Annotated in this window: 20 protein-coding genes; 5 read left to right on the top strand and 15 right to left on the bottom strand. The window is 34.5% G+C overall.

Annotated elements, in window-relative coordinates; translation table 11 throughout:
- Positions 1 to 25: 25 nt before the first annotated feature.
- From TAGGR_RS09745 to galT, 5 genes are read right to left on the bottom strand one after another with little or no spacing between them, the layout of a single operon-like run.
- The gene (locus TAGGR_RS09745) at positions 26 to 1,318 is read right to left on the bottom strand and encodes a M16 family metallopeptidase (protein WP_059177174.1); all 1,293 of its coding nucleotides are present in this window, start codon (positions 1,316 to 1,318) and stop codon (positions 26 to 28) included.
- Entirely contained in the window at positions 1,315 to 1,674 is a 360-nt protein-coding gene (locus TAGGR_RS09750; protein WP_059177175.1) for a response regulator, read from the bottom strand. Before TAGGR_RS09750 ends, TAGGR_RS09745 begins: the two co-directional genes overlap by 4 nt.
- A complete protein-coding gene (locus tag TAGGR_RS09755) occupies positions 1,655 to 4,258 on the bottom strand; it encodes a PAS domain S-box protein (protein WP_059177176.1) in 2,604 nt (867 codons plus the stop codon). The genes TAGGR_RS09750 and TAGGR_RS09755 overlap by 20 nt, the downstream gene beginning before the upstream one ends.
- Positions 4,233 to 5,720 carry a glycogen synthase GlgA gene (gene glgA / locus TAGGR_RS09760; RefSeq protein WP_059177177.1) on the bottom strand — a complete coding sequence of 496 codons (1,488 nt, stop codon included), beginning with the start codon at positions 5,718 to 5,720 and terminating at the stop codon, positions 4,233 to 4,235. The genes TAGGR_RS09755 and glgA overlap by 26 nt, the downstream gene beginning before the upstream one ends.
- Positions 5,717 to 6,715, bottom strand: a complete 999-nt coding sequence (gene galT / locus TAGGR_RS09765; RefSeq protein WP_059177178.1) for a galactose-1-phosphate uridylyltransferase — start codon at positions 6,713 to 6,715, stop codon at positions 5,717 to 5,719. The genes glgA and galT overlap by 4 nt, the downstream gene beginning before the upstream one ends.
- Positions 6,716 to 6,895: 180 nt before the next feature.
- Here galT and TAGGR_RS09770 point away from each other — a divergent pair, with 180 nt between their 5' ends.
- The 3 genes from TAGGR_RS09770 (at position 6,896) to TAGGR_RS09780 (ending at position 10,391) form a co-directional block, all read left to right on the top strand.
- Positions 6,896 to 7,912, top strand: coding sequence for a ribonuclease Z (locus TAGGR_RS09770; RefSeq protein ID WP_153000521.1), 1,017 nt, complete (start codon positions 6,896 to 6,898; stop codon positions 7,910 to 7,912).
- Positions 7,913 to 8,016: 104 nt separating this feature from the next.
- On the top strand, positions 8,017 to 9,135 hold the full coding sequence (locus TAGGR_RS09775; protein WP_161936223.1) for an ATP-binding protein: 1,119 nt from the start codon (positions 8,017 to 8,019) through the stop codon (positions 9,133 to 9,135).
- A complete protein-coding gene (locus tag TAGGR_RS09780; RefSeq protein ID WP_059177181.1) occupies positions 9,108 to 10,391 on the top strand; it encodes a sigma-54-dependent transcriptional regulator in 1,284 nt (427 codons plus the stop codon). The genes TAGGR_RS09775 and TAGGR_RS09780 overlap by 28 nt, the downstream gene beginning before the upstream one ends.
- On the opposite strand, the gene TAGGR_RS09785 is transcribed toward TAGGR_RS09780, so the two are convergent.
- From TAGGR_RS09785 to mtnA, 7 genes are read right to left on the bottom strand one after another with little or no spacing between them, the layout of a single operon-like run.
- Positions 10,369 to 11,583: a saccharopine dehydrogenase family protein gene (locus TAGGR_RS09785; protein ID WP_059177182.1), complete on the bottom strand. Its 1,215-nt coding sequence runs from the start codon at positions 11,581 to 11,583 to the stop codon at positions 10,369 to 10,371. The genes TAGGR_RS09780 and TAGGR_RS09785 overlap by 23 nt on opposite strands.
- Positions 11,584 to 11,592: 9 nt before the next feature.
- A complete protein-coding gene (locus tag TAGGR_RS09790) occupies positions 11,593 to 12,240 on the bottom strand; it encodes a protein-L-isoaspartate(D-aspartate) O-methyltransferase (protein WP_059177183.1) in 648 nt (215 codons plus the stop codon).
- Between the two features lie 6 nt (positions 12,241 to 12,246).
- Positions 12,247 to 12,882 carry a hypothetical protein gene (locus tag TAGGR_RS09795; protein WP_059177184.1) on the bottom strand — a complete coding sequence of 212 codons (636 nt, stop codon included), beginning with the start codon at positions 12,880 to 12,882 and terminating at the stop codon, positions 12,247 to 12,249.
- A gap of 30 nt (positions 12,883 to 12,912) precedes the next feature.
- Positions 12,913 to 14,295, bottom strand: coding sequence for an NAD(P)/FAD-dependent oxidoreductase (locus TAGGR_RS09800; RefSeq protein WP_059177185.1), 1,383 nt, complete (start codon positions 14,293 to 14,295; stop codon positions 12,913 to 12,915).
- A complete protein-coding gene (gene surE / locus TAGGR_RS09805; protein ID WP_059177186.1) occupies positions 14,279 to 15,028 on the bottom strand; it encodes a 5'/3'-nucleotidase SurE in 750 nt (249 codons plus the stop codon). The genes TAGGR_RS09800 and surE overlap by 17 nt, the downstream gene beginning before the upstream one ends.
- Complete coding sequence (locus tag TAGGR_RS09810; protein ID WP_059177187.1) at positions 15,028 to 15,996, bottom strand: polyprenyl synthetase family protein; 969 nt, start codon at positions 15,994 to 15,996, stop codon at positions 15,028 to 15,030. The genes surE and TAGGR_RS09810 overlap by 1 nt, the downstream gene beginning before the upstream one ends.
- Positions 15,993 to 17,021 carry an S-methyl-5-thioribose-1-phosphate isomerase gene (mtnA, locus tag TAGGR_RS09815; protein ID WP_059177264.1) on the bottom strand — a complete coding sequence of 343 codons (1,029 nt, stop codon included), beginning with the start codon at positions 17,019 to 17,021 and terminating at the stop codon, positions 15,993 to 15,995. Before mtnA ends, TAGGR_RS09810 begins: the two co-directional genes overlap by 4 nt.
- Positions 17,022 to 17,092: 71 nt before the next feature.
- Here mtnA and TAGGR_RS09820 point away from each other — a divergent pair, with 71 nt between their 5' ends.
- A complete protein-coding gene (locus TAGGR_RS09820) occupies positions 17,093 to 18,043 on the top strand; it encodes a radical SAM protein (protein ID WP_059177188.1) in 951 nt (316 codons plus the stop codon).
- On the opposite strand, the gene TAGGR_RS09825 is transcribed toward TAGGR_RS09820, so the two are convergent.
- Complete coding sequence (locus TAGGR_RS09825) at positions 18,017 to 18,496, bottom strand: metallophosphoesterase (protein ID WP_059177189.1); 480 nt, start codon at positions 18,494 to 18,496, stop codon at positions 18,017 to 18,019. The two genes, TAGGR_RS09820 and TAGGR_RS09825, sit on opposite strands and share 27 nt — an antisense overlap.
- Entirely contained in the window at positions 18,474 to 19,163 is a 690-nt protein-coding gene (locus tag TAGGR_RS09830; RefSeq protein ID WP_161936224.1) for a segregation and condensation protein A, read from the bottom strand. Before TAGGR_RS09830 ends, TAGGR_RS09825 begins: the two co-directional genes overlap by 23 nt.
- Before the next feature lie 80 nt (positions 19,164 to 19,243).
- On the opposite strand from TAGGR_RS09830, the gene TAGGR_RS09835 reads away from it, so the two are divergent.
- Positions 19,244 to 20,479, top strand: a complete 1,236-nt coding sequence (locus TAGGR_RS09835) for a molybdopterin-binding protein (protein WP_059177191.1) — start codon at positions 19,244 to 19,246, stop codon at positions 20,477 to 20,479.
- On the opposite strand, the gene TAGGR_RS09840 is transcribed toward TAGGR_RS09835, so the two are convergent.
- Entirely contained in the window at positions 20,469 to 21,341 is an 873-nt protein-coding gene (locus tag TAGGR_RS09840; RefSeq protein ID WP_059177192.1) for an NAD-dependent epimerase/dehydratase family protein, read from the bottom strand. The genes TAGGR_RS09835 and TAGGR_RS09840 overlap by 11 nt on opposite strands.
- Positions 21,342 to 21,373: the final 32 nt, after the last annotated feature.

The raw sequence follows: 21,373 nt of genomic DNA on the forward strand, positions 1-21,373 counted from the left end.
AAAAAACAAATTATAAAAAATTTCCTCATTTCGGTAGAAGCACTCCTACTGAGAGATTTTCAGCTTTAAAATATCTATTTGCCACATCCTGAACATCCTTTGCTGTTACTTTCATTATGTCTTCCTTATATTTTTCAATTAATTTCCATGTACCAAGAACTTCAAATTTGCCAATATAGAGAGCATGTCCAAAAACAGAGTCCTGACTGAAGAGAAAAGAAGCTTCTACCTGATTTTTTGCTTTTTCAATCTCTTTTTCATGTGGCAGTTCCTTTTTTATCCTTTCAATTTCTTCTTTTATGATTTTTTCAACATCATCAACCTTATCAGGACTTTTAACAGAAGCTATAATAAAAAATAAAAATCCATCTCTGCTAAGTGGTGAGTTAGCTGTTGAAACATCAACTGCCAGTGCTTTTTCTGTAACAAGAGTTCTGTAAAGTCTTGAACTCTTTCCCTCTCCCAGTATTGTGCTTAATACTTCAATAGAAATGCTATCTTTATTCGGGAAAGCAGGAACTTTATATGCCATCACAACTAAAGGAAGATGAGTCTGCTTTTTAAGTATAACTCTTTTTTCTCCATATTGTTCAGGTTCATAAAAGGTTTTTCTTGAAGGAGTGCAGGATGGAATTTTTTCAAATTTTTCTCTTATTTTTTCTTTTAAATCACTAAAATTTATGTCTCCTGCCACAATTATAAAGGCATTGCCCGGACAGTAGTATTCATGATAGTATCTTTTTAAATCATCAAGAGTTATGGATATGATGTCATCACTCCAACCAATTATTGGTTTGCGATAAGGATGAGCCTTAAAAGCCAGTCCAATTACCTCTTCAATTATTAAACTTTCTGGATCATCTTCGTATCGCTGTCTTCGTTCTTCAAGGACAATCTTTTTTTCAAGCTCAAAGTCATCGGAATTGAAAAGTAGATTTGCCATTCTGTCAGACTCAAGATCTATTGAGACTTGCAATTTTGAAGGAGAAAGCTTCTGAAAGTAAACAGTATAATCCTTTGTTGTAAAGGCATTATCAATTCCGCCCTGTGCCTGTATTATCTTTGAAAAGACATTGCCTGGATAATTTTTACTACCTCTGAACATCATGTGTTCAAGAAGATGACTTATTCCTGATTTGCCTTCGGGTTCATCTATTGAACCGACTTTATACCATACTTGAAAAGTTGCCACAGCAGATGAAGTATCCCTGATGAATATCAACTTAAGCCCATTTTTTAAGACTTCTTCTTTTACTTCAGAAAATCCCATAACTGGAAATATTAAAACAAAGATTAAAGAGATTACAAGAACCTTCATTTTAATCCGAATTTTTCTGCAAGTTGTTTAATAGTTTCTTTTAAAGGACCAAGATCAGATGATTTTACCACATAGGCATCTGATGCCCATATTGAAAAGTCATCTCTGTAGTCATATGCAGTAAGCATTATTACAGGAATATTAGGATTTTTCTGTTTAAGCTGTCTCAACACCTGAATTCCATCAATATCAGGCATCATTATGTCAAGTGTTACCATATCCGGTTTTTCTGTTTCAAAAAGTTCAAGAGCTTCCTTACCTGAATTTGCTGTAATAATCTCATATCCTTCTTCTTCAAGTTCAGCTTTATAAAGCATAAGTATGTTCTTTTCATCATCAACTACCATTATTTTCATTACTCCCTCCTCCTTTATATACTGGCAAATAAATCCTGAATATTGTTCCTTTGTTAACCTCGCTTTCTACTTTGATTATACCACCATGGTCTTCAACAATTCTCTTTGAAATTGCAAGTCCAAGTCCTGTGCCAGTTGCTTTTGTTGTAAAAAAGGGATCAAAAATTCTTTTAAGGTTTTCTTTCTGTATTCCGCATCCTGTATCTTCAACTTCAATAGTAAAGTATTCTTTTTCTTTATCCAACTCTATTGGTATTTTATCTGCCTTTTTTATTCTCAAAGTTATCAATCCATTCTTTGTTGCTTCGTTTGCATTTGAAATTATATTCAGAAGCAACTCTTTTAATTTATCAAAGCTACCAAGAACTGTAAAATCATTCTCTATTACTAATTCAAATTTGTTATTATTTTCTTGAAGTGTAGACTCTACAAAATTAACAACATCCTCTACAAGCTTTCTAATTTCAAAGGTTTCTTTGCCAAGTGAAAAGGGTCTTACAAAGCTTAATATTTCATTGAGAATTCTTTCCAGCCTCTTTACTTCTTCAATAATAATCTTTGTATATTCCTGCACTTTTTCACCAGTCAGTTCCTTGTGAAGTCTCTTTGCAAATCCACCTATGGCAAGCAGAGGATTTCTTATTTCATGAGCAACCTTTGCTGCCATCTCTCCAAGAGCTGCCATTTTCTCCATTGATATTATTCTCTCTCTTAAAGTTTTAAGCTCTGTTATATTTTTTGCTACATTGATGGTACCTATGAGATTTCCACCTTTATCAAATATTGGTGAACTTGAAAGAAGATAAACGCCGTCAAGATAGTTTTCTTCAAGCTCTTCTACATAGGGTTTAGCTGTTTGTACTGCCTTTCTATGAGGACATACCTCTGGTGGATGATTAGTTTTATGAAGAAGTTTAAAACATTTTTGACCGATTACTTCATGTTCTCTAAGCCCAACTTTATCGAGAAATGAACGATTGACTTTCTTTATGGTATAAGAGTCATCAGTGTAATAAATAATGTCTGTTATTGAATTAAAGAGCATTTCAAGTTCTTTTTCTGCCTGCTCTATTTTATCAAATATCCATGCATTTTCTACTGCACCTGCAACCTGATCGGCAAATCCTTTCAAGAAATTAATATCTTGATCAGTAATAGGTTTTCTTGTGTAAAGATTGTCAACCCATACAGCTCCTATTGCTCTGTCTTTAGATATGAGAGGAATAACTGCATAGGCAAAACTTCCAAGTTGTTGAATGATCACAGGGTCTGCTTCTTCTTTGTAAACATCTCTGATGTTAAAAATCCTTTTTTCTTTTACAGCTCGCACAATTGGAGTATTTTCATCCAAAGGTATGGAAATGTTCTTACAAAGTCTTTCCAGAAAACTGTCTTCCTCAAACTCTTTCGTGCTCAGTTCGTCAAGAACCTCAAAAAGAGTTTTCTTCTCTTTACTCATACTTGACCAGATCTGCCATGCTTCTTCATAACTGGAAGGTCCTACTGCCATAACTCCTCGTAAAACATTTTTTTCTTCATCAACAAGAAAAAGAATAGCTCTATTAAAACCTAATCCTTCACCCATTGTAATTACTGTAAGTATAATCCTTAAAAGTCTATTTAACTCTAAAGTGCTTCTTACTGCAGAACTTATGAAAAGAATCTTTGTAAGCTCTTCATTTCTTCTTATAAGGTCTCTTTCAAGCTTTTTTTTCTCTGTAATATCTCTTATTATTCTACTTACTCCTATTATTTCTCCCTTCGAGTTTTTTATTGGAGACATTGTAAGAGTAACTTCCATAATTTTATTTTCTTTTGTTACCATTACTGTTTCTATATCTTTCAGTGTATCATCCTGTCTGATCCTTTTCAGGTATATCCTTTCCATTTCCTGTAAAAAGTCAGGAATAATTGGAAGAGGTTTCCCGACTACCTCTTCTTTTTTGTAACCAAAAATATTTTCTGCACCTCTATTCCATGCTGTAACTATGTTATCTAAATCAGTGGCAACTATGGCATCAGCTGAGCTCTGAATAAGACTTTCAAGATAACTTTTAAGCTCTTGTAGTTGAGTCATAACTTTTATGTTTTCTGTTTCTCTTTCTCTCAATTCTTTAAATTGTAAGGACTTAAGAATAATTAAAGAAGCTATTGCGGAAAATAGTTCTCCCAGGGAAATATCTTCTTCAGTGAATTCACCAAATCCTTCCTCAGAATCAAGCTTGTTGTAAATAAGAATTGTTCCAATATTTTCTTGTTGTATTTTTAGTGGAATGCATATTGCTGAATGGGCAGGTATATCAAGTTCAAATCCTTCAAGTTGAGCTTTGTTGAATGTTTTAACTCTACCTTCTTTTAAAACCTTTCCACATATTCCCTCATCAAGGTTAATAATAGTTTTACTGGAATCGATATTATAAGTAGCAGTAACATACAAATTTCCATCTTTAATTAGTCTTACAATTCCTGCCTGAGCATTCATTAATTCACAAACATAATAAATAAGCCTTTCAAGAAGAATTTCTGTATCTTCATATATTTCAAGAAGCTTTATAATTTCAAATAAGGCCTGTCTTTCTTTCATCTATCAATCCTTTATACAGTTCAAGATATTTCATAGAAGAATTAGTCCATGAAAAATCTCTACTCATGGCTTCATAACTTATCCTGTAAAATCTGTCTTTATCGGTATAAGCACTGATAAATCTTTCCACTGCTTCTGTTAAGGCTTCTGCACTGTATTCGTCAAAAAGAAAACCTGTTACTCCATCCTCCACTGTATCTGAAAGACCTCCGGTGCGTCTGCATATGGGAGGAGTTCCATATCTCATGGCTATAAGCTGATTTAACCCGCATGGTTCATACCTTGATGGAACAAGCAAACCATCTACCCCAGCATAAATCTTATGTGCTAAAGCTTCATCAAAGCCAATATAAGCATAAACTTTTGAAGGATAAGTACTTTGAAGTTCTCTAACTTTATTTTCATAATAAGCTTCACCTGTCCCTTCAACTATAAAGCTTATCCCCTTTTCAATTAAACCTGATATAGCATCAGCAATTATATCAATACCTTTCTGATAGACAAGTCTTCCCACAAAGCCAATTAGCGGAGTTTCCATGGAAGATTTTATATTGGTAAAACTAAGTAGATATTCTTTGTTTTTCTGTTTATCTTTAAGATTACCCAATCCATAATTTTGGACAATAAAAGGGTCTTTTTCAGGATTCCATATTTTGTAGTCAATTCCATTTATAATTCCTACAAGACTTTCTTTTCTCTTCCTCAAAACTCCATCAAGTCCAGCACCGTATTCAGGAGTTAAAATCTCCCTTGCATATGTAGGACTAACTGTGGTAAGAACATCTGCATTAAAAAGTCCAACTTTAAGAAAATTAACCATTCCATAAAATTCAAATCCGTCAATGTGAAACATTTCCTGCCCAAATCCTGTAATCTCAAGTTTTTCACGGGGGAATATACCTTGATATCCAAGATTATGTATGGTTAATACAGTTTTTGTTTTCTCAAAACATCTACATTCTTTGTAAAATGTCTTAAGATAAAGAGGGATTAAAGCTGTATGCCAATCATGGCAGTGAATGATATCAAAATTTAGATTCATAATCTTGCAAATCTCAAGAACAGCCCTTGAGAAAAATACAAATCTTTCTGCGTTGTCAAGATACTCACCATAACTTGTTCCATAAAGTTCATCTCTATCAAAGAAATCATTATGCTCAATAAGAAAGAGATTGCCTTGCTTTGAACTCTCAATTTTTAAATTATCTTCTTCATCAAACGAAACTCTTGCAGTTCTTACAGCACCAAAGTATTTAACTGAACCAACAGGTACTCCATAAACCACTCCTGCATTAATTGTCTGAGAAGAAAATCTCTGTTTTGTAGTTCTATAAAAGGGCAGAAAAAGACTTACATCAATTCCTGCTTTGATAAACTCCTTAAATAGTGCTCCAACAACATCACCAAGTCCTCCTGTTTTTGAAAAAGGGTAAGCCTCTGCGGACACAAGAGCTACTTTCATACTTTAGCCTCTCTCATAAACTGGGCAGCTTCTTCAGGAGGAGTTGGATTAATAAAAAATCCAGAACCCCACTCAAAACCTGCTGTTTTTGTAAGCTTTGGAATTATCTCAATATGCCAGTGATAGTATTCATTTACCTCATCCTGGAAAGGAGACGTGTGAAGAACATAGTTATAGGGAGGAGTTTCAAGAACTGCATCAAGTTTTTTGAGCGTTGTTTGTAAAACATCTGCAAGAAGAGAGAAACTTTTTTCTCTTGGCTCAAAACGGGACTCATGTCTTTTGGGCAGAATCCATGTTTCAAAGGGCTCTCTTGGTGCAAATGGTGCCAACACAATGTAAGCCTCATTTTGATAAATTATTCTTTTTTCATACTCAAGTTCTTGAGCTATTATATCACAGAAAATGCATCTGTCTCTTAGTTCAAAGTATCTCTTAGCTGAGTTCATCTCATCTTTTACAAGCTGAGGCACAATTGGAAGCGCAATTAATTGACTGTGAGTATGTTCAATTGAAGCTCCTGCAGATTCGCCTTCATTTTTGAAAACTAAAACATATTTAAAGCGAATGTCTTTTTTAAGATCAGTGATTCTAAAGTAGTAAGCCCATAAAACATCTTCAACTGCTTTAAGTGGCATTGTAGAAAGAGATGCAAGATGATCAGGAGTTTCAATGATTACTTCATGAGCACCAATTCCATTCATTTTATCATAAATCCCCTCTCCTCTTTTGTTAAGCTCTCCATGAATCTGTAAGGCAGGAAATTTGTTCGGCACAACCCTTAGAGTCCAGCCCGGTGTATTTGGAGGAGTATTTGGAGGTCTGAAAGCTATAATTTCATTGGGAGCAGTATATTCATTACCCGGACAAAATGGACAAAATCCTTTTATTTTTCTTTTTTGACTGACAGATGCAAAATCTGAAGGTCTTTTACCTCTCTCAACAGCTATGATAACCCATCTTCCTGATATAGGATCTCTTCTTAATTCTGACATGAATTCCTCCTTTTTGTAATTACAAAAAGTTCACAGGTGACATTCAGAATAAATTCAAAAAAACAAAATAAAAAAGAAATGAAAAAATGAAATGTTTTACAGAGTCCTTTAATATAAGAAGTCTCAATATTGTTGTTAAAAGTGACAGAAAAACTCAGCATTTTATATAATTATACCATCATGGCAAGACTTTTTCATTATAAAGTTATAAATAATGCCTTTGGAGACCCCTGCGTTTTTATAAGACTTCTCAGGGAAAAAAGAGCTCTAATGTTTGATGCAGGCGATATAAGAAAAATTCCTTTCAATGAAATACTCAAAATAAGCGATATCTTTGTAACTCATACGCATATTGATCATTTTATAGGATTCGATCAGATTCTAAGAGCTATTTTAAGAAGAGCTGAACCCTTGAGAGTTTACGGTCCTGAAAATATTATAGATTGCGTTTATGGAAAACTAAGAGGATACACTTGGAATCTTGTTTCAGATTATCCATTAACCATTGAAGTTTATGCAATTACAGAAAAAAAAATAAAAAGAGCAAGATTTCAAGCAAGGGAAAAATTCAGAATTGAAAAACTACCAAGCCTTCCCAAGCAAGAATGTATTCTTAAAGAATCTCTTTTTAAAGTAAAAGCTCTTGTTTTGTCTCATGGAATACCTGTAATTGCCTATTGTATTGAAGAAGATTTTCATATAAATATCAATAAAATAAAACTTGAAGAAAAAGGCTTTAATATAGGTCCCTGGCTTGGAGAACTTAAAAAGTTGATAAAAATCTACTACAATTATGACCCTCAGAAAATGCTCCAGCCTAAAGACTCATCAGTTAAAGTTATGATAAATACACCAAAGGGTGAAATTCTGGTGGAGGAACTCTTTGAAATTGTTAATATTACAAAGGGAGAAAAAATTTCCTATGTAATGGACATTGCTCCAACTGAAGAAAATATTAAAAAGATCGTAGAGTTTGTAAAAGACTCAGATGTTTTATTCTGTGAAGCCTATTTCTTAAATAAAGATATGGAAAGAGCAATTGAAAGAAATCATCTTACAGCAAGTTTAACCGGTAAAATTGCTAAAGAAGCAGGGGTTAAGGAAGTTGTCATCCTTCATATTTCACCAAAATATATTGAAAATTCAGAGGAAGTTTACAGAGAGGTGGAATTATCAAGATTTCAAAGTTTTCAGTAAGATTGATTATATTTATTTTAGTGTTTCTTACTTCCTCAAGTCTTATCATAAGTAGTATCCTAATCTATAAAAATGCTCAACAAGCTACAGAGTATTCTTTGCAGATGCAAGCAATAGGAATAACAATAACCATTAACAGCATTCTACAAACTTCGGCTATAAACAAAATAAAAAGCACAGTTTTTTCAGAAATACTACTTGATGAAAGATGGGAAGGAGTTGCCTTTATAGCTCTTTACGACAAAGAGGGTAATGTGGCACTCCATTCAAATCCTGCATTGATAGGACAAAAATTTCAGAATTTAATCCCAATTTTTCAAAAGTCCACTCCTTACTATCACTATATAACCCTTGGCACAGGAGAAAAAGTTTTTGTGGCAGATACAAAAATAAATCTTCAAAGTTTACCTTATCTTTTAAGAGTAGCTCTACACACATATCCAGCTGAGGGTATTTTAAGAAACGCAAAAATTCATATACTTTTCATGATTTTTATTGCCATATTCATAATTATAGCAGGTTTTTTAGCCACAATACTCTTAAACAAAATGGAAAAGATGCAGATTAAAATAAGAGAACTTGAAAATCTTTCAATGCTTTCAAGAGTTTTAGCCCATGAAATAAGAAATCCTCTTGGAAGTATTAAGGGATTTGTTCAGTATCTTATAAAAAAAATCTCCGAGCCTTCTTTAAAACATCATCTTGAAATAATTTTGAAAGAAAGTCTAAGGCTTGAAAGACTAACTAACGATCTAATGCATTATGGAAATCCTCAAAGTATTAAAATTGAGAGGATAAATCTAAAAGAACTGATTTATGATATAGCTCTGCCATTTATAATGGAACATGAAGAAATATCTTTTGATATAGATTTAGATGAAATTCATATAGACACAGACAAAGATAAAATAGCTCAAATCTTAAACAATATCCTTGATAACGCTATCTCTGCCGTATCAGAGACAGAACCAAAGAAAATAATTATAAAAGCCAAAAGAGTTAATGATAAAATAAAAATTGAAATATCAGATACAGGAACTGGAATGGATGAAGAAACTTTGAAGAAAGCTGTAGAACCCTTTTTTACAACAAAGCCCAAGGGCACTGGATTGGGGCTTGCAATAGTAACTCGTCTATGTGAAATCTTAAAAATTGACTTTGAGATTACAAGCAAAAAAGGACAGGGGACAAAGGTATGTCTCACAATGCCAAAATCGTTATAGTGGAAGATGATTCTTCCTTTGCCTCATTTCTTAAAACAATTCTTGAAGAAGAAAGATATGATGTAAAGGTATTTTATGATCCTGAAACAGCTTTGAAAAATATTAAAAATCTATCACCAAATCTAATAATCACTGATCTAAAAATGCCAAAGATGAACGGAATTGAATTTATTGAAAAAGCAAGTGATATTGTAGATACAAAATTTATTGTAATAACAGCTTTTGGAACAATCCCCTCTGCAGTTGAAGCAATAAAGAGAGGCGCCGTTGATTACATTACAAAACCTCTTTCATCTCCTGAGGAATTTTTGAAAAAGATAGAGAAAATCTTAAAAACAACATCTCACACTGAAGAGCTTGAAATACCTCCCTATGAAATTCTTTTTGCAGGAATTGAAAATGTCTATTATATGATTAAAGAAGTAGCCAAAACTGACACAACAGTAATTCTTTACGGTGAAACAGGAACAGGTAAATCAGCAATTGCCAAGGCAATTCATATTATCAGTGGCAAAAAAGGGGCTTTTGTTGAGATAAACTGTGCTTCAATTCCTGAAACATTGATAGAAAGTGAACTTTTTGGTTATGAAAAAGGGGCTTTTTCAGGAGCAATAAAGCAAAAATATGGAAAAATCGAACTTGCCCAGAATGGAACTCTATTCCTTGATGAAATCGGAGAGTTAACTCCATCAATTCAGGCAAAATTTTTAAAAGTTCTGCAGGACAAGAGCTTTGAAAGAGTTGGTGGACTTGAGACCATCAAAACAAATGCAAGATTTATAACTGCCACAAATAGAGACCTCAAGCAAATGGTAAAAGATGGCAAATTCAGAGAAGATCTGTACTTCAGGCTCAATGTTTTTCCAATAACGATTCCTCCTTTAAGAGAGAGAAAACAACAGATAAATAAAATTTCCGAATACTTAATAGAAAAAATTTCTAAAAAGCTTGGAAAAGAACCAAAGAGATTAAGCAAACAATCGTTAGAACTTTTAAAGAATTATTCTTTTCCTGGTAATATAAGAGAACTTCAAAATCTTCTTGAAAGAGCAATAATACTCTCAAAAACAGAGGAGATTGAGATAAAAATTGAAAAACAAGAGGAAATTGAAGAAAATAATCTTAAAAGTCTTGAAAAAAAGGCAATTATTGAAGCATTGAAAAAAACTAATGGTAATAAGAAAATGGCTTCTATGATTCTTGGTATTTCTTTGAGAACTCTTTACAATAAAATTAAAGAATTTGGTTTGGAGTAGTTTTCTTCCTGCTAAATTCTTCTATTATAACATTGAATGATTCTTTTCTAAGTTCAGAGAAAATCTTTCTTCTTATAGATTCTGGTAAAGCTTCAGGAGCAAATACTCCTTGCCGAATAGACTGAATTTTTTTTATGAATTTTGCCATAACTCCAGCTACAAATGCAGTTGGATAAGAAACATGAGTAGAGCCAGGAGCAATCTTTGTAAGTTCCCTGATAGAAGGAAAAATTAAGTAACCTCTTAAGGTTTTTCTTTCTCCCTTTATTTTTCCTGAGCATTCCACAACAAGACCAAAAGTTGCCTCTTCAAGCACTCCTTCCTTTATCTTTTGAATAATATCCTTAATTGAAGCAACTCTTCTTGTAATTTTTAAAAGAATCTCATAGGGAGATACTGTAACACCATTAATCTTTAGAGGATTGTCACTCAGAAGTCCCATGTTATAAAGTGCCATGAGAAACTCTATATCAGAACCTGCTGCTTTAAGATTTACATTTTTTACTTTAAGAAATCTGGGTATGGTAGAAATCTCATCTCCATAAACAAGATAAGCTTTTCTTCTACCTATAGGTTCTGGATAGTTATAATACTCAGGTTCATTAAAGGGTTCGCGAAAATTAAACTTTCCTTTTTCATAAATAAGTGGAGATGACAAAATATCACTGAATAAAACTTTTGGAGACCATGACCATATTGTTCCAGGAGGTTTTTGGTCTTCAAAAATTCTAAATTTAATAGTCTCTACAGTGTCAAATTTTGAAGCAAGTTCACCAGCAATCAGATTTGTCAAACCAGGACTTATTCCTGTATTTATTAAACCTACAATTCCTTTTTGTTTAAAATCCTCAGAGTATTCAAGCTGTTCAGGATTTATAAGGTCTTCAAGATTAGATGCAAGATCCTGATAGTTAACACAATATTTCAATGCTATTTCTATTATTTTTCTATTAATTGTAGGTGTTGCTGAGTTTATTACCAGATCAGTATCTTTGATCAATTTTTCTAACGAAGAGCTGTCATTCACAGATATTCGGTGAAAAGTTAATCTTTTAGTGTCTCCAAATTGTTTAAGTTTTTTGAGATTTCTAATACTTTTATCAGCACACTTTATAGCGAAATCTGTCTTTTCAAGTAGATACTTACAAAGAAAAAATCCAACTGCTCCAACTCCAATTACAGCAATCTTCATAGACTTCAGCTACTCCTCTTTCCATCCATACTTTCCTATCAGTGGAACAAATGCTACAGGGATTAAGTAATGTCTCTCAAGTTCATTGTCCCTTTTTATTGCTTTGAGCATATACTGAGAATATCTTTCACCAACAGGGGCAACAATGATTCCTTCTTCTTTAAGTTGTTTAATAAGTGGCTCCGGTATATCAGGAGTTGCTGCAGTTATAATTATTCTATCAAATGGTGCTTCCTCTGGTATTCCCTCTGTACCATCTTTTATATAAACTTTAACATTTTGAATTCCAAGATTTTCAAATCTTTTTTTTGCAGCAGTTGCGAGTGGCTCAATTCTCTCAATTGTGTGAACTTCTTTTGCCAGTTCAGAAAGAATTGCAGCCTGATATCCAGAACCTGTGCCTATCTCAAGCACTTTCTCATCTCCTTTCAGTTCAAGTAACTCGGTCATCAAAGCAACAATATAGGGCTGAGAAATAGTCTGCCCATAACCAATTGGAAGAGCTCTATCATCATAGGCACTGTCAATAATATCCTCAGGCACAAAAAGATGTCTTGGAACTTTTTTCATTACCTCAATAACTCTTTTATCTCTAATACCCCTTTCAATAATCTGAGTTTCAACCATCCATTCTCTTAAGTGTTTGTATCTATCCATGAGAAATTAACCGAGTCTGAAAAGCTTTTTAATCAATTCAGCTACTACTGGATTCATAAGGGTGAGAGCTATTATATTCAGAATAATCAGAAATTTCAAAGTTAAGTCTATCTTGCCAAGCTTTCCAAGCAACTCTGCCTTGTCCTTTTCTATCTTGCCAAGCAGTTCTGTCTTGTCCTTTTCTATCTTGCCAAGCAGTTCTGCTTTGTGCTTCTCTATCTTGCCAAGGAGTTCTGTCTTGTCCTTCTCTATCTTTCCAAGCAGTTCTGCCTTGTCCTTCTCTGTCTTCTCATACAATAACTCTATCTTGTTGAGTAACTCTGCCTTGTCCTTCTCTATTTTGCCAAGCAGTTCTGCTTTGTCTCTCTCTGTCTTGCCAAGCAGTTCGGCCTTGTCTTTCTCTGTCTTCTCATACAATGACTCTATCTTGCCAAGTAATTCTTTTCTCAATATTTCTAAATCTCTTTTAGTTGCGATTTCTCTTAACAAATCTTCTTTTAACTCTGATTTTGTTTCATACCACTTTTGATAGATTTCATCTTCTGTGACTTTTTCAAAGGATTTCAATAGAATTTTAGCATCTTCACGACCAAAGTTTTTTTCAAATATTTCAAATACTTCTATGGGTAATGTGACAGGCATAAACTTTACCTCCTTTGTTCATTATAACATTTAACTGCGTTTCAAGATCTCTCTGGCAACAAGAATGCCGGATACTGAAGCTTGAATCAATCCCCTGCTTACTCCTGCCCCATCTCCTGCAGCGAACAAATTCTCTATCTCTGTTTCTAACTGTTTGGTAAGTTTAAGTCTCATACTGTAAAATTTGATTTCAACTCCATAAAGAAGTGTATGATTAGAATTTATACCAGGCATAACTTTATCAAGAACTTCAAGCATCTCAAGAATATTTACAAGATAGCGATAAGGCAAAACAAAACTGAGATCTCCTGCAGTAAAATCCTTGAGTGTTGGTTGCACAGGATTTTTGAGGATTCTCTCTTGGGTTGATCTTCTTCCTTTTTTGAGATCTCCAAGTCTTTGAATTAAAACTCCCTGCCCAAGATAATTTGCCAGTCTTGCAATACTTTGCCCATAAAGAATTGGTTCACGAAAGGGCTCTGTAAAGTATGTGCTTGAAAGAATTGCAAAATTTGTATTATCTGTTTTTTTATCTGCATAACTATGCCCATTTACAGTCCATATCCCATTTATATTTTCTCTTACCACAACACCATAGGGATTTACACAGAATGTTCTGACTGTGTCATCAAAAGTTTTTGAATAATAAATAAACTTTGGCTCATAGCAGACTCTTGTAAGTTCCTCACAGACTGAAGCAGGAACCTCAACCCTCACACCCACATCAACAGGATTGAGCTCTGTACTTAATTTTAGCCTTTTTGCTTCTTCACTTAACCAACTACTTCCTGCTCTTCCCGGAGCAAGAACAATATATTTTGCATGGAATTTTCTTTTATCTTTAAGTTCGATACCCGAAACTTTACCTTTGGTTAAAATAATTCTTGATGCTTCAGAATCAAAAATTATGTCAACTTTTTTTGAGAGTTCCTCTTTTATTGCTTTAAGCACATATGCACATTTTTCAGTTCCAATGTGCCTTATTTTTGATGGAATAAAAAGAAGCCCCTCTCTAGCTGCCTGATTTTTAATTCTCTCAGCCACATCAGGTTGAGGTTCATAAACTAATGATGGAGCTCCATATTTAAGATAAATTTTATCCACATAATCGATAAGTTCATCAAGAGTTTGCCTATCCAGGTATTTATCTAAAAATCCACCAATTTGAGGAGATAAATTCAGTTTTCCATCGCTAAAAGCACCTGCACCACCCCACCCACTTAAAATATCGCATATTGAACAGTGAGCACACTTTCCTGTCTGTTCCATTGGACAGTTTCTTTTTTCAATATCTTTACCTTTTTCAACAATTAAAACCTTTAGCGGTGAGTTATTTGTTATCTCTAAGGCTGCAAAAATACCTGCAGGTCCTGCACCAACAATAATGACATCATATTTATTCTTCAATGCCATGTCTTCTTAAATAATCTAATGCCTGATAATTTGTTAAATCAATATGAAGTGGTGTAACTGATACATATCCTTCAATTATTGCCTGAATGTCTGTCCCTTCCATTTTTTGCCATGATACAACTCCGCCTCCAATCCAGTATTGCTTTTCTCCCCAGGGTGAAAAGATCTCGTGAATTGAGTTTTCGTAAGAGCGTTTACCCTGTTTTGTTATCTTTATTCCATTTATATCCTGTAAAGATTTATTGGGTATGTTTACATTTAAAAGGGTGTCATCGGGAAGACCTTTCTCAAGAATAAATTTTGCAATTTTTAACGCATAATGACATGCTGTCTCATACCTGAAAGGTCTTTCTCCAACAAGAGATACTGCAAATGATGGCACTCCAAGAATTGTACCTTCAATAGCAGCTGACACAGTTCCTGAATATGTTATATCTTCTCCGAGGTTTGCTCCCTTGTTTATACCTGAAACTATTAAATCAGGTTGCCGTGGTAAAATTTTTTTAACTCCAACAACAACACAATCAGTAGGAGTTCCGTTTACACTGTAACAGTTTTCTTTTATCATATCCACCCTAAGAGGCCTGTGCATCGTGAGAGCATGGCTTACTGCAGAGCGGTCTCTGTCCGGTGCTACAATATAGACTTCACCAAGCTCTTTTAATGCTTCTGCCAGAGTTTGAATTCCTTTTGAGAAAAAGCCATCATCATTTGTTACAAGAATAAGCGCCATTATTTATTCCTCGAAGTAATGTAGTCTGCCAGCTTGAAAAGGAGTTTTCTCTCATCTGTGTCAGGGAATATGTAGAGAGCTTTTTTTGCCTTTTCTATGAACTGCCTTACTATTTCCATGGATGATTCAATACAGCCGTATTGTTTAAGATATTCTAAAATCTTTGAAAGCCTTTCTTCTGAAAAGTTGTCAGATTTAATTATGCTTATAATTTCCTCTTTTTCATGGGCTTTTCTAATTAATTCAATTAGTGGAAGAGTAATCTTACCTTCCCTTAAATCAGTGCCAAGCTTTTTACCAAGTTTTGTTTCATCTGCTACATAATCAAGTATATCATCTACCATTTGAAAAGCTATACCTATGTTGTTACCAAATTCAGTTAGTGCTTGAAGTTTATCATCTGGTAGTTCGGCTAAGATTCCTGCTATTCTACAGGCAGTGCGAATCAATCCTGCTGTTTTTCCTGTTATGATCTTTATGTATTCTTCAAAAGTTATGGTGGGATCTCCTGCTTTCATAAGCTGAAGAATTTCTCCTTCAGCCATCTGAGATGTTGCCATAGATAGAGCTTCCATTATTGGAAAACTCTCCTGTGTCACTGAGATATGCAATGCCTTTGCATAAAGATAATCACCAAGTAACACAGTAACCTGATTTCCCCATATCTTGTTAGCAGAAGCCTTCCCTCTTCTGAGTTCAGCTTCATCAACAACATCATCGTGAAGAAGACTTGCTGTGTGAAGTGCCTCAATCACTGCAGCCATAATCACTCTTTTGTACTCTTTATAACCCACGAGATCAGCACTTAAAAGTAAGAATAGTGGACGAATCCTCTTGCCACCTGAGTTTACAATGTATGCTCCTATGGTGGGAATTAATGCAGCTTCAGATTTAAATATGTTAAGAAGTTCTCTTTCTACCTGTTTTAATTCATCTTCGTATTGTTTGAATATGTCCTGAAAATTCAAAGTTTAAACCTCAACTCTTCAGGTTTAAACACTCCTTTTTCAGTAACTATTGCTGTTACATAGTTTGCAGGAGTTACATCAAAGGCAAAATTGATTACCTTCACCCCTTCTGGAGCAATTCTTACGCCTTTTATGTTTGTTACCTCTTCTGATGCTCTCTCTTCAATAGGAATCATATCTCCTGTAGAAATACTCATGTCAATGCTTGATAAAGGTGCTGCAACATAAAAAGGAACATTGTTTTCTTTACAGAGAACCGCTAAAGAGTAAGTGCCAATTTTGTTTGCCACATCGCCATTTCTAACTGTTCTATCTGTTCCTACAATTGCAAAATCAATCATACCTTTTCTAAGTAAAGCTCCAGCTGTGTTGTCGCAGATGAGAGTTACATCAATTCCAGCTTGCATGAGTTCAAAGGCTGTAATACGGGCACCCTGAAGTACAGGTCTTGTTTCACAGGCAATTACTTTGAAATTTATACCTCTTTCTTTTGCAAGATACATTGGTGCAGTTGCTGTTCCATATCCTCCTGTTGCAAGTGCACCGGCATTACAATATGTTATGACAGTGCATCCATCTTTAAAAAGATGTATGAGGTTTTCACCTATCTTTCTATTTACCTGAATATCCTCTTCATGAATTTTTATAGCTTCTTCTATTACCATGTCTCTTAACTCAGTAACTGAAAGAGAGAGATTGTTCTCTATCAATTTTTTAATCCTGTCAACAGCCCATTTTATATTTACAGCAGTAGGTCTTGTATTTATGAGCCTTTGAAAAACAGGATTTAGATCAGAGAGAAATTCCTCTGAAGAAAAGGATTTTGCACTCAGTGAAGCAACTGCTATCGCATAGGCAGCAGCAATTCCTATTGCAGGAGCACCTCTTATTGAGAGGTTTTCAATTGCCTGAGCAATTTCTTCGTAGTGAGTGCATTTTAAGTATTCAATCTTTTCAGGCAAAAGTCTCTGGTCAAGTATGAATACTGTTCCATTTTCCCACTTTATAGATTGAAGCATAGGCATATTATAACAATTTTTTGCAGGTTTAATCCCTTTTCTTATGATATAATGAAAAAAAATCAGGGTGAGATAAAATGAATCCATCTCAGACTCAAAAGCCAGTTTATTTAAAGTTATCAGAAGAAGAGTTTAATCAGAAAATAGAAAAGGCTTTTGAAATTCTTAAAAACTGCACCCTCTGTCCAAGAAGTTGTAAAGTTGACAGAACCTCGGGACAAAAAGGAAGTTGTAGAGTTCTTGATAAACCCTATGTTTCAAGCTGGGGACCCCATTTTGGAGAGGAAACTCCTCTTGTTGGAAGATATGGCTCAGGTACAATATTTTTTGGTTTCTGTAATTTGGCTTGTGTATACTGCCAGAACTGGACAATAAGCCATCTTGGAGAAGGTGAAGAAGTCTCATATGATGAGCTTGCAGCTATTATGATTTTTCTTCAAAATTCAGGCTGTCACAACATAAATCTTGTTACACCAACTCATCAGGTGCCTCAGATTATTAAATCCATTTACATTGCCCGTGAGCAGGGTCTCAGAATTCCAATTGTTTACAATTGCGGTGGTTATGAAGCCATTGAAACATTGCAAATTCTTGATGGCATTATTGATATTTATATGCCAGATTTTAAATATGCTGATAGTGCTCTGGCTGAAAAGTATTCAAAGATTAAAAATTATACTGAGTTTGCAAAAAAGGCTCTCAAGGAGATGCACAGGCAGGTGGGAGATCTGATTATAAATGAAGAGGGAGTTGCAGTTAGGGGGCTTCTTGTAAGACACCTCGTTTTACCTAACAATATTGCAGGAACAGAGGAGGTTGTAAAATTTATCGCTCAGGAAATCTCTAAAAATACTTACATAAACATTATGGATCAGTACAGACCCTGCTGGCAGGCTGATCAATATCCTGAACTTTCAAGAAAAATTACTCAAAAAGAGTTTGAAGAAGCTGTAAATGCAGCCTTAAAATACGGATTAAAAAGGATTGATTGCCTTATTTATTCAAAGAGATATTACAGATGGCTCTAATCTTTCAATATCAAGAACTACAACAGTTGCTTTTCCATAGAGCCACCCACAGGCTTCTCCAGGATTTATAATTAAAGTATTATTTATCCTGCGTATATCAACTTCATGCATATGTCCATAAACAATCAGGTCAAATCTTCCTGATTGAGCAAGTGCCTCAAGCATCTGTGGTTCATGCATAAGAGCAATCCTTTTGCCTTCAATCTCAAACTCCCTTATCTGAGGCTGAATTCTTTCTCCATACATTTTCTTTAAAAGAACTCTATCACCATCATTGTTTCCAAAAACTCCGTAAAATTCACCTTCAAAATCCTTAAAAACTCTCCATGTAAAGGGCGATACAAAGTCACCAGCATGAATTATTGCTTTTACATTGTTTTCTTTAAAGATTTTCAATGCCTTTCTTATATTATCCATATGATCATGGGTGTCAGAGATAATTCCTATTTTCATTTCCTTCCTCCAGATTTATTAAAATTTTGCCAAAAGGTTTGTCCTGATAAGCACGAGCAATTCCGAGTCTTAATAATTCCAATAATGCAAGAAAGATTACTATAATTTCAACCCTTGAAGAATCGGGTTCAAAAAGTTGCTCAAAATAAACTGATTTTTTCACCTTCAAAACATTCAAAATCTGCTCAATCTTTTCTTCAACCTTTATGGTCTCCTTTGGAATATATACTTTTGGTTGTGGTCTATCAAGTATTTTCTTTAGAGCCTGAAAAAGATCAAAGATATTCAGTTCTTCAATAAAAACCTCTTCTTCTTTAGAAGTAGTTCTTGGAAAAGCCTTTGACCATATAAGATATTGATTTTTCAGAAAATCTGAGGCTTTTTTTATTTTTTCGTATTCAATGAGTTGTTCAACAAGTTCTTTTCTTGGGTCTTCCTCTTCTTCAAACTGTTCCTGCTTTGGAAGAAGCATTTTTGATTTTATATAAATCAATGTAGCTGCCATAAGAAGAAACTCTGAAGCAATCTCAAGATCAAGCTCTCTCATAAGCTCTATATACTCAAGATACTGTTTTGTAATCAGTGCAATTGGAATATTGTAAATATCAACTTTATTCTGCTTGATAAGATGAAGAAGTAAATCAAGGGGACCTTCAAATACTGGCAAACTAACCTGAATCATCACTGATTTTTATTTTAGCACACTTTAACTGGCATCTCATCTTATTTTCTTGTATAATAAAACTTATGCTTGACAAAAGATATCTTCTTCCAGATGATGCTGTAAAGCTTATACTGAAACACCTCACTGAAAAATGCCTTCCTGTGGAAACATTGCCAATTGAGGAATGCTACGGGAGAGTAACAGCAGAGGATATTGTATCCCCTGAAGACCTTCCTGGATTTGAGCGCTCAACTGTTGATGGATTTGCTGTAAAAGCCTCTGATACATTTGGTGCCAGAGAAAGCTCTCCAGTCTATCTTACTGTAAAAGGCGATATACCTATGGGAGCTATACCAGATTTTTCTTTGTCAAACGGAGAAGTGGCATCAATTGCAACTGGAGGTATGCTTCCTGAAGGTGCGGATGCGGTTGTCATGATTGAGCATGTAAATGTAGTGTCAAAGGATTTGATTGAAGTCTTAAAGGCTGTCTCGCCAGGTGAGAATGTTATATTCCGGGATGAAGACGCAAAAAAAGGAGAAGTTGTAATAAAGGCTGGACACAGGCTTAAGCCTCAGGATATTGGAGGGCTTGCTGGTCTTGGTGTAACAACTGTTAATGTTGTAAAGAAACCTGTAGTATCTATAATTCTTACAGGAGATGAGATAGTTCCACACACAGAAAAGGTTACACCTGGAAAAGTAAGAGATGTAAACTCCTTTACACTGGCAGGCTTAAGTTATGAAAATGGTGCAGTACCTTTAAAAATGGGAATTGTGAAAGATGAATACAATAAGCTTAAGGAAACTGTTCAAAAAGCCTATCAAATAAGTGATATCGTGCTAATTACAGGGGGGACATCTGCAGGTGTTAAGGATTTAACAGCAAAGGTGATAGATGAACTTGGCTCACCGGGTGTGCTGTTTCACGGAGTTTCAATAAAACCGGGAAAACCTGTTATTGGTGCAGTATGCAATGGCAAACCAGTCTTTGGTCTTCCTGGCCATCCTGTAGCTGTTTACATCTGTTTTGAGCTTTTTGTAAAGCCTGTAATTAATTATATGCTTGGAGTTACTGATAAAGAGTTTAAAAAAACTGTAAAAGCAAAGATTTCAAGAAGTATTCACTCTCAAGCTGGTAGAGAAGACTTTATCAGGGTATCTCTTGAAGAACGTGATGGTGAAATCTGGGCAACTCCTCTACTCAGCAAATCAGGGCTCATAATGAGCCTTGTAAGAGCTCACGGAATTGTTAACATTCCTTCTCAGTTACTCGGAGTATCTGAAGGAGATGAAGTTTTAGTTGAAATCATAGATTAGTGCTTGCTGCCCATTTTATTTGCTCTTTATATGGGATAGGAGCTCTTCCTAAAAGAGTTTCTATTGGAAGAGTTTCAGAAAAGCCACATATATTGTCTCTCCACATCATCTTATACTGCTCACTGGCAAAAATTTTAAGAAAAAGCTTTGGGAAAGGAACAAAAATAACACTTTTTCCAAATTCTTTTGCAAAATCATGAACAATATTCCGTAGAGTTACCTTTTCATCTCCACATAATTCAAAGATGCCACTACCACTATAATCGATTGCATTAATAAAACACTCTGCTACATCTCTTACATCCACTGGCTGAAAGTAGTAGTTAGCAATGTCAGGAAAGATCAATATGGGCAGTCTTTTTAAAATTGATTTTAACTTTATGAAAAGAAGTTGTTCCGGTCCAATAATAAAGGAGGGACGAAGTATAACAAATGGTATTCCTGTCTTTATCAGTTCTCCCTCAGCTTTAAGCTTTGTTATATGATATTTAGATGGAGCACTTTCATCAACTCCCAGAGCACTCATGTGTATTATCTTTTCAACTTGAAAATCCTTTAAAACCTCATAAAGAGCTTTTGAATACTCATAATGGACCTTTTCAAAAGTAACTCCTTTTTTCTCCTGAATAATTCCGATTAGATGAATAACATATTGAGGATTAACGGCTTGCAAAATCTTTCTCAGTTTTTCTTGATTTGTAAAATCATCAATTTGAAAGATTTTTACCTTTTCACCGAAGAGAGCCTTTGCTTTTTGAGGACTTCTTACAACAAGATAAACTTCATGGCTTTTCTTCAAAGCCAGATTTACAATGTATCTTCCAACAAAACCAGTTCCACCTGTTATTAGAACTTTTTTCATAAAAATTTAAAGGAGGGCATATGCCCTCCTCT

The sequence above is a fragment of the Thermodesulfovibrio aggregans genome (assembly GCF_001514535.1).
Taxonomy (GTDB): Bacteria; Nitrospirota; Thermodesulfovibrionia; order Thermodesulfovibrionales; family Thermodesulfovibrionaceae; genus Thermodesulfovibrio; species Thermodesulfovibrio aggregans.

Coding starts and splice junctions, on each gene's coding strand:
- TAGGR_RS09745 (WP_059177174.1), bottom strand. CDS start 1,318: ATGAAGGTTCTTGTAATCTCTTTAATCTTTGTTTTAATATTTCCAGTT.
- TAGGR_RS09750 (WP_059177175.1), bottom strand. CDS start 1,674: ATGAAAATAATGGTAGTTGATGATGAAAAGAACATACTTATGCTTTAT.
- TAGGR_RS09755 (WP_059177176.1), bottom strand. CDS start 4,258: ATGAAAGAAAGACAGGCCTTATTTGAAATTATAAAGCTTCTTGAAATA.
- glgA (WP_059177177.1), bottom strand. CDS start 5,720: ATGAAAGTAGCTCTTGTGTCCGCAGAGGCTTACCCTTTTTCAAAAACA.
- galT (WP_059177178.1), bottom strand. CDS start 6,715: ATGTCAGAATTAAGAAGAGATCCTATATCAGGAAGATGGGTTATCATA.
- TAGGR_RS09770 (WP_153000521.1), top strand. CDS start 6,896: ATGGCAAGACTTTTTCATTATAAAGTTATAAATAATGCCTTTGGAGAC.
- TAGGR_RS09775 (WP_161936223.1), top strand. CDS start 8,017: ATGCAAGCAATAGGAATAACAATAACCATTAACAGCATTCTACAAACT.
- TAGGR_RS09780 (WP_059177181.1), top strand. CDS start 9,108: ATGTCTCACAATGCCAAAATCGTTATAGTGGAAGATGATTCTTCCTTT.
- TAGGR_RS09785 (WP_059177182.1), bottom strand. CDS start 11,583: ATGAAGATTGCTGTAATTGGAGTTGGAGCAGTTGGATTTTTTCTTTGT.
- TAGGR_RS09790 (WP_059177183.1), bottom strand. CDS start 12,240: ATGGATAGATACAAACACTTAAGAGAATGGATGGTTGAAACTCAGATT.
- TAGGR_RS09795 (WP_059177184.1), bottom strand. CDS start 12,882: ATGCCTGTCACATTACCCATAGAAGTATTTGAAATATTTGAAAAAAAC.
- TAGGR_RS09800 (WP_059177185.1), bottom strand. CDS start 14,295: ATGGCATTGAAGAATAAATATGATGTCATTATTGTTGGTGCAGGACCT.
- surE (WP_059177186.1), bottom strand. CDS start 15,028: ATGGCGCTTATTCTTGTAACAAATGATGATGGCTTTTTCTCAAAAGGA.
- mtnA (WP_059177264.1), bottom strand. CDS start 17,021: ATGCCTATGCTTCAATCTATAAAGTGGGAAAATGGAACAGTATTCATA.
- TAGGR_RS09820 (WP_059177188.1), top strand. CDS start 17,093: ATGAATCCATCTCAGACTCAAAAGCCAGTTTATTTAAAGTTATCAGAA.
- TAGGR_RS09825 (WP_059177189.1), bottom strand. CDS start 18,496: ATGAAAATAGGAATTATCTCTGACACCCATGATCATATGGATAATATA.
- TAGGR_RS09835 (WP_059177191.1), top strand. CDS start 19,244: ATGCTTGACAAAAGATATCTTCTTCCAGATGATGCTGTAAAGCTTATA.
- TAGGR_RS09840 (WP_059177192.1), bottom strand. CDS start 21,341: ATGAAAAAAGTTCTAATAACAGGTGGAACTGGTTTTGTTGGAAGATAC.